Raw genomic sequence first — 6,400 nt, 5'->3', positions numbered from 1 at the left:
ACAAATACTCGGTGTTTGGCGAGGTTTCGCTCAACAGCTCGCTGGAAAACTTCGGCGACAGCTACGCCCTTGCCGGCACCGCCGGCTTCAGGGTGCGGTGGTAGAACGGCGAACCGGAGGCGGCGCTTCGGGCCTCTGGACCCGCTTGCGCCGCCCCCGAATTTGCTCGGATCAGACCATGCCGAGAGCGGCCTTGTACAGGTCGAGGATCGCCTCGGCCTCGTCGCGCTCGGCCTGGTCCTGCTTGCGCAGGCGGATCAGCGTGCGGACCGCCTTGGTGTCGAAGCCGGTTCCCTTGGCTTCGGCGTAGACGTCCTTGATGTCGTCGGAGATGGTCTTCTTTTCTTCTTCAAGGCGCTCGATGCGCTCGATGAAGGCGCGCAACTGGCCGGCGGCAACGGTCTGGCTGGTCTCGGTGATATCGTCGGCCATGGGGCACTCCGCAATCTGACTGGGCAAATGTGAATGGGAAAGCGCGACTCGGCGCGCCAAGGGCATTTCGGCGGGCTCGATGCCCGATGATGGCAGGAGGGTCAAGGGGACGCGGCGGCGCAGCTGACACGCTGCCGCCGATTCCGCGTCAATGATCCTTGGGGCGGCTGGCCTCGAACGCAGCCTTTTGCGCGTCGGTCGCCTCGAGCTGGTACTTGGCCTGCCATTCGGCATAAGGCATGCCGTAGACGATCTCGCGCGAGGCTTCCTTGGACAGTTCGACGCCGGCGTCACTGGCTGCGTCGCGGTACCAGTTGGACAGGCAATTCCGGCAGAAACCGGCGAGGTTCATCATGTCGATGTTCTGTACGTCGCTGCGCTCGCGCAGGTGTTCAAGCAAGCGCCGGAAGGCGGCGGCCTCGAAATCGCGCTGCTGCGCTTCTGTAAGCTCGGCCATCGTCATCTCCATCACAGCGGCCCGGTGCGCGAGCCGAATTGCTTGACCTCGTGTATATCGGCACGGCGATTGATCGCGTCAACGATGGGGGCGAGGCGATCCGCCCAGGCGGTGGTCCCGGCATCGTCGCCGATCAGTTCCTGCCTGATTTCGATCAGCGCATGGGCAAAGCCGTTGACGATGGCGTGGCGGAACATGGTGTCGCCGCGCAATGCGCCGTCATAGGGCTCGTTGTCACCGACAACGATATCGCCGTCTTGCGCCAGCATCTCGATCAGCGGCCAGGCGGCGCGGGGATCCATGTCCCACAGCACGCCGGCATGCCAGGGCCTGGCGCGGCCCTGCATGACGGGCGTGAAGGAATGCACAGACAAGATGAACGGGGTGGTTCCCGTCTGCTTGTGGACAGAGGACACCATGGCGCCGACCGCGTCGTGATAGGGCCGGTAGAATTTGTCGAGGCGGCGCTCGCGTTCCTCCTCGGACATCGGGTAATTGCCCGGAATGACCGAGCCGTCATAAAGCTGGCGGATGAGTGTAGGGTCGTCCTCGCCGCGGTTGGGATCGATCAGCAGGCGTGAAAAATTGGCCATGACCGCCGGCGCGCCGGTGAGTGCCGCCAGCTTGCGGGTGACCTGCTCGGCGCCGATGTCGTAGGCGATGTGGCGGTCGAACTCCTCGGGCGCCAGGCCGAGGTCGCCATATTCTTGCGGCAGATCGCGGCGGGCGTGATCGCACAGAAGGACAATGCCCCTCTTGCGGTCGCCTTCGATGATCTCGAAGGGGGCGAAGACTGCTGTTCGCGTCATCGGCGGCAATTTGTCCTTCGGCAGGGCTTGGGTGTAGTTTCGTGGCCATCCATGATGTGGGGATATGTGCTAACGCCGTTGTTTTGCCAACCTTTTTTCGAATATGCCAGATAGGGCGGCAAATCACGCAGGCTGAGCGCATCTAAATCGATTGGATAAGCGCGGTGCCATGCGTTGACATGCGCCTGATCATTGCCGAAAAGGGCACCAGAAAATGCAGAATTCGTCGAAGAGGGGCTTGGGGATGGGATTTGCCGGAGGCGCGCGTGCACGTTCAGCCTTCGCGATGCTCTTTCTGTTCCTGGCAGTTCCGCTGTTTACAGCTGTCGCAGCTACCCCGGCCCGGGCCGATTTCCGGGTCTGCAACGCGACCCAGAGCCTCGTCGGTGTCGGCATCGGCTATCGCGCCAAGGCCGGCTGGATCACCGAGGGCTGGTGGCACATCGAAGGTTCCACCTGCAAGACGCTGATCGAAGGCCCGCTGTCATCGAGGTTTTATTATCTCTATGCAGAAGATGCCGAGCGTGGCGGACGCTGGGATGGCCCCATCAACATGTGCGTGGCTGAAAAAGAGTTCAAGATCGCTGGCGTCACCGACTGCGTAGCACGCGGTTTCCAGCGGGCCGGCTTCCAGGAATACGACACGGGCGAACAGGCGAACTGGATGGTCCAGCTCACCGACGAGCCCGCAACGGGCGGCACCGCAGCCGCCTCGGGAACGAACGCTCAATGAGACGTAGCCGCAAGGTCAAGATACTCGCAACCCTGGGTCCTGCCTCTTCCGACGAGGTCATGATCCGCAAGCTCTTCGATGCGGGCGCCGACGTCTTCCGAATCAATATGAGCCATACCGACCACGACTCGATGCGCGCCCTTGTCGGCCGCATCCGCAAGGTCGAGGAAGCCGTGGGCCGTCCGATCGGCATCCTTGCCGACCTGCAGGGTCCGAAGCTGCGCGTCGGCAAGTTCGCCAACGGCAAGGAAGAGCTGGCCGTCGGCCAGACGTTCACGCTCGACGACAACCCCGATCTCGGCACCGCGAGCCGTGTCCACCTGCCGCATCCCGAGATCCTCAAGTCAGTGCAGGAAGGCCATCGCCTGCTGATCGACGACGGCAAGCTCGAGCTCAAGGCGGTCAAGACCGACGGCAAGTCGATCGTGTGCACGGTCGTTGCCGGCAACAAGATTTCCGACAAGAAGGGCGTCAGCCTGCCCGACACCGACCTGCCGGTCGGCGCGCTGACCGAAAAGGACCGCAAGGATCTCGACGCGGTGCTCGAAACCGGCGTTGACTGGGTCGCGCTGTCGTTCATCCAGCGCCCCGAGGACCTGGCCGAGGCGCGCAAGATCGCCCAGGGACGCGCGTTGCTGCTGTCCAAGATCGAAAAGCCGCAGGCCGTCGCGCGTCTGGCCGAGATCATCGAGCTTTCCGATGCCTTGATGGTTGCCCGTGGCGACCTCGGCGTCGAAATGCCGATCGAATCCGTGCCCGGCATCCAAAAGCAGATCACGCGTGCCGCCCGCCGCGCCGGCAAGCCGGTGGTGGTCGCTACCCAGATGCTGGAATCGATGATCACCGCGCCGGTACCGACCCGCGCCGAGGTCTCCGACGTAGCAACCGCCGTGTTTGAAGGCGCCGACGCGATCATGCTGTCGGCCGAGTCGGCAGCCGGCCAGTATCCGGTCGAGTCGGTGGCGACGATGGACCGTATCGCCGAGCGCGTCGAAAAGGACCCGACCTATCCCGGCATCATCAACGCCCAGCGTTCCCAGCCCGAAGCGACCGGCGCCGACGCCATCTCGCTCGCTGCGCGCGAGATCGCCGAGACGCTGAAGCTGTCTGCGATCGTCACCTACACGGCCTCGGGCGCCACCGGCCTGCGCGCCGCGCGCGAGCGGCCGCAGGTCCCGATCATCGCGCTGTCGCCGATCCTGGCCACCGCGCGTCGCCTGTCGCTGCTGTGGGGCACCCATTGCGTGGTTTCGCCCGACGCCGCAAACCTCGACGACATGGTCGAACGCGCCTGCCACGTGGCCTTCAAGGAAGGCTTCGCCGCTGGCGGCGACCGCGTCATCATCACCGCGGGTGTGCCGCTCAGGACCCCGGGCTCGACCAACATGCTGCGCATCGCCTATGTCGGACCGGACGGCAAGGGCAGCAGATAAGGCATTGGGGCAGTAAGGGCGTAGGGCAGGTCGCCACTGCCCTACAGCCATATTCCCTACTGCCCCAGGACCGGCGCCTTCTCATTCGCGCACATCTCTGTGCCATACGCGTCGTCCGCAATCCGCGCCTCGACCGCCCGCGCAATCGCCTGGAGGTCGCGCGGTTGGCCGGCGAGTCTTTCCACCGCCGCCGCCACCAGATCGGGTGCCACCCAGTCCGGCTTGTGGCCGAGATTCTTTACCCAGACCAGTTCGGCGCCCGGAATGTCGCGGGCAAGACCGATCGAATGGATCTCTTCATAAACGACCGTGTCGTGATCGCCTGAGATCACCACTGTCGGTGCTTCTATCTCGGGGTAGCGCGGGGCGTTGGCCACCACGTGGGGGTAAAGCCCCTCGACATCGACGGCGTTGGCGCGGAAGGCCATTGGCCTCAGCACCAGCCTGATCGAGGCCTTGTCGATATAGCCGTCCGGAACCTTGTTGGGCGAAAAGACACAAGTTGTCGCCGCATCGATACGCATGAGCCCGGCCGGATTGGCGACCGTCTCGGCAAACATCTGCCCGATCATCCGCTTGGCGCTGACGCTGTAGTACCAGGACGTGGCAGCGCCGGGCCAGGGATGCGTCGCCGCCGACAGGAACAACAGCCCGCGCGTGCGCTCGGGGTGTTCGAGGGCAAAAGTCGCCGCCACCGCGCCGCCGAGCGAATGGCCTATGATGATCGCATCCTTGATGCCGAGCCTGTCCATCAGCGCAGCGATGGTCGCCGACTGCGCGGTCAGGCTCTCGTTGTTGCCGGGGCCGCGGCCAGACCAGCCATGGCCGGGCCGGTCGAAGAACAGCATCTCGGCGCGGCCCGCGAACATCGGCCTCAGCGGCAACATCTGGTCTTTCAGATTGGCGCTTGCGCCGTGAATGAAGACCAGTGGCGGCAGGCCGGCACTGGTGGATGCCGGCACATGGACATAGTGGATGCGGGCGCCGTTAATGTCGATGAAGCTGCCCACAGGCGGATTGCGGCGCTCGATCAGCCTGGATGCCGCTCGGGTAAAGCCGGCGAACACGAGAACCAGCGCAACAAGCAGGACCGGAATTGCGGTGAGGATGTTCATGCGGCTCGGGGATGCAGGGCAATAGGGCAGTAGGGCAGTAGGGCAGTAGGGCAGTATGTAGGGCATCGAGAGTGGCGCCGACACATACTGCCGTACTGCCGTACTGCCCTATTCCCTTTCAAATGCCTTCGCCGGCCAGCTCTTCCGACAGCCGCGACACTTCGTTCTGGGCGTTGCGCAGCATCGGATAGACAGCGAGCACGCGCTGCCAGCCTTGCAGAGCCAACTCGTCGTGGCCGGTGGTGGCCATGATCTGGGCTATGCCGGCCAAAGCGCCGAAATGGCGTGGCTCAAGCTCCAGCGTGCGTTCGATGTCGGCCATCGACTTGCGATAGTTACGCATCAGGAAATGCACGGTGGCGCGCCGATTCCAGCCTTCGGCATATTGCGGCTGCAGCGTCACGACCTGGTCGAGGAAGTCGAGGGCGACGTCGAATTTCTTGGCTTCGATCGCTTGCGCCGACCACAGCATCATCAGGTCGACGGAGGCGCTGCCCGACCTGTTCCAATTTTCCGAGATGCGGCTGGCGATGCGCTCGGCGGCCTTTTCGTTGCGTTCACGCTTCAGCTCTGCAAACAGCGAATCGAGCTGGTTGTCGGGCTTGGTGACAACGGAACTGCCGGTGGTTTGGGCAAGCGCCGGCAGAGGCGGGAACGTCGCCGCCATGGCCAAGGCGAAAAAGGCAAAAACGTTCCGCATGCGGAAATACTAGACCCCCGCATGGGAACGTCAAACTGAAATTGCCGTGATGCTCCCGCCGCGAGCGGCGGGGCCTGCATCAGCCCTGGCGAGCCTTGTAGCGCGGGGCGGTCTTGTTGATGATGTAGATGCGGCCCTTGCGACGAACCAGCTGGCAGTCACGGTGGCGGCCCTTGAGTGCCTTGAGCGAATTCTTGATCTTCATGTCACTAACCCGTCGGATGGGGCCCATCGCCGGGCCGAAACCAAAAGCGCGCCAAAGGAGCGCGCCCAATTTGTGTGAGTGGCTCTTAGACGAGGAGTCTTGGCCAGTCAACCGCGCGGGGGCACAGCGCGGCGGATTGATCGGCCTTTTTTGCAGGCAACGCGATTGTCGCCCCAGCGAGAGGGCTTGCCAGCGGTTCGCATCGTTGGCGTCCTCGCTGCGGCCATGGGTGGGAGAGATTGATGCGGCTTGCGGCTCTAGGCCTGCAATCGCGTGTTCGATGGTGGCGGCTGCGGCTTTGACCGAAGAATGCGTTGCCGCACGGCTCCTCAGGCAAGCTTCAATCCCAAATCTCCCTAGCAGGTCCAGGCCGGCTTGCTTGAGGATGGTCGCGCGTCTGTCATGGCAGCTGACCACCCCATGCACGAACCCGCTACGCGGGAGGGGTGCCAAGTACTGTGATGTGTTTGGTCTTGAGCGAGTAGAAGGCGCGACCTGACGATGGAGTTCCTTTCA

8 protein-coding genes are annotated in these 6,400 nt (G+C 63.7%); 2 read left to right on the top strand and 6 right to left on the bottom strand.

Features of this window, described 5'->3' with window-relative positions; all coding sequences use genetic code 11:
- Positions 1-171 precede the first annotated feature (171 nt).
- From C8K44_RS26950 to C8K44_RS26940, 3 genes are all read right to left on the bottom strand, one after another.
- Entirely contained in the window at positions 172-432 is a 261-nt protein-coding gene (locus C8K44_RS26950) for a DUF2312 domain-containing protein (protein ID WP_055974410.1), read from the bottom strand.
- Positions 433-580: 148 nt separating this feature from the next.
- Entirely contained in the window at positions 581-889 is a 309-nt protein-coding gene (locus C8K44_RS26945; RefSeq protein ID WP_109578829.1) for a DUF1244 domain-containing protein, read from the bottom strand.
- An 11-nt stretch (positions 890-900) separates the two neighbouring features.
- Entirely contained in the window at positions 901-1,698 is a 798-nt protein-coding gene (locus tag C8K44_RS26940; RefSeq protein ID WP_109578828.1) for an N-formylglutamate amidohydrolase, read from the bottom strand.
- Between the two features lie 286 nt (positions 1,699-1,984).
- On the opposite strand from C8K44_RS26940, the gene C8K44_RS26935 reads away from it, so the two are divergent.
- Together C8K44_RS26935 and pyk are read left to right on the top strand one after the other, a co-directional pair.
- Complete coding sequence (locus C8K44_RS26935) at positions 1,985-2,431, top strand: DUF1036 domain-containing protein (RefSeq protein ID WP_245417656.1); 447 nt, start codon at positions 1,985-1,987, stop codon at positions 2,429-2,431.
- Complete coding sequence (pyk, locus tag C8K44_RS26930) at positions 2,428-3,864, top strand: pyruvate kinase (protein ID WP_109578826.1); 1,437 nt, start codon at positions 2,428-2,430, stop codon at positions 3,862-3,864. Before C8K44_RS26935 ends, pyk begins: the two co-directional genes overlap by 4 nt.
- A gap of 56 nt (positions 3,865-3,920) precedes the next feature.
- On the opposite strand, the gene C8K44_RS26925 is transcribed toward pyk, so the two are convergent.
- From C8K44_RS26925 to ykgO, 3 genes are all read right to left on the bottom strand, one after another.
- On the bottom strand, positions 3,921-4,979 hold the full coding sequence (locus tag C8K44_RS26925; RefSeq protein WP_109578825.1) for an alpha/beta hydrolase: 1,059 nt from the start codon (positions 4,977-4,979) through the stop codon (positions 3,921-3,923).
- 118 nt (positions 4,980-5,097) lie between these two features.
- A complete protein-coding gene (locus tag C8K44_RS26920; protein WP_109578824.1) occupies positions 5,098-5,679 on the bottom strand; it encodes a hypothetical protein in 582 nt (193 codons plus the stop codon).
- 79 nt (positions 5,680-5,758) lie between these two features.
- Positions 5,759-5,884: a type B 50S ribosomal protein L36 gene (ykgO, locus tag C8K44_RS26915; protein ID WP_018429929.1), complete on the bottom strand. Its 126-nt coding sequence runs from the start codon at positions 5,882-5,884 to the stop codon at positions 5,759-5,761.
- Positions 5,885-6,400: the final 516 nt, after the last annotated feature.

It is taken from the genome of Aminobacter sp. AP02 (assembly GCF_003148805.1).
Lineage (GTDB): Bacteria > Pseudomonadota > Alphaproteobacteria > Rhizobiales > Rhizobiaceae > Aminobacter.
The sequence above is the reverse complement of the archived record's forward strand: the minus strand, read 5'-3'. Positions and strand labels throughout refer to the sequence as shown.

What these genes read in the sequence shown, in the direction of transcription:
- C8K44_RS26940 (WP_109578828.1), bottom strand. Translation starts at nt 1,698, where the DNA reads ATGACGCGAACAGCAGTCTTCGCCCCCTTCGAGATCATCGAAGGCGAC.
- C8K44_RS26950 (WP_055974410.1), bottom strand. Translation starts at nt 432, where the DNA reads ATGGCCGACGATATCACCGAGACCAGCCAGACCGTTGCCGCCGGCCAG.
- pyk (WP_109578826.1), top strand. Translation starts at nt 2,428, where the DNA reads ATGAGACGTAGCCGCAAGGTCAAGATACTCGCAACCCTGGGTCCTGCC.
- C8K44_RS26925 (WP_109578825.1), bottom strand. Translation starts at nt 4,979, where the DNA reads ATGAACATCCTCACCGCAATTCCGGTCCTGCTTGTTGCGCTGGTTCTC.
- ykgO (WP_018429929.1), bottom strand. Translation starts at nt 5,884, where the DNA reads ATGAAGATCAAGAATTCGCTCAAGGCACTCAAGGGCCGCCACCGTGAC.
- C8K44_RS26920 (WP_109578824.1), bottom strand. Translation starts at nt 5,679, where the DNA reads ATGCGGAACGTTTTTGCCTTTTTCGCCTTGGCCATGGCGGCGACGTTC.
- C8K44_RS26935 (WP_245417656.1), top strand. Translation starts at nt 1,985, where the DNA reads ATGCTCTTTCTGTTCCTGGCAGTTCCGCTGTTTACAGCTGTCGCAGCT.
- C8K44_RS26945 (WP_109578829.1), bottom strand. Translation starts at nt 889, where the DNA reads ATGGCCGAGCTTACAGAAGCGCAGCAGCGCGATTTCGAGGCCGCCGCC.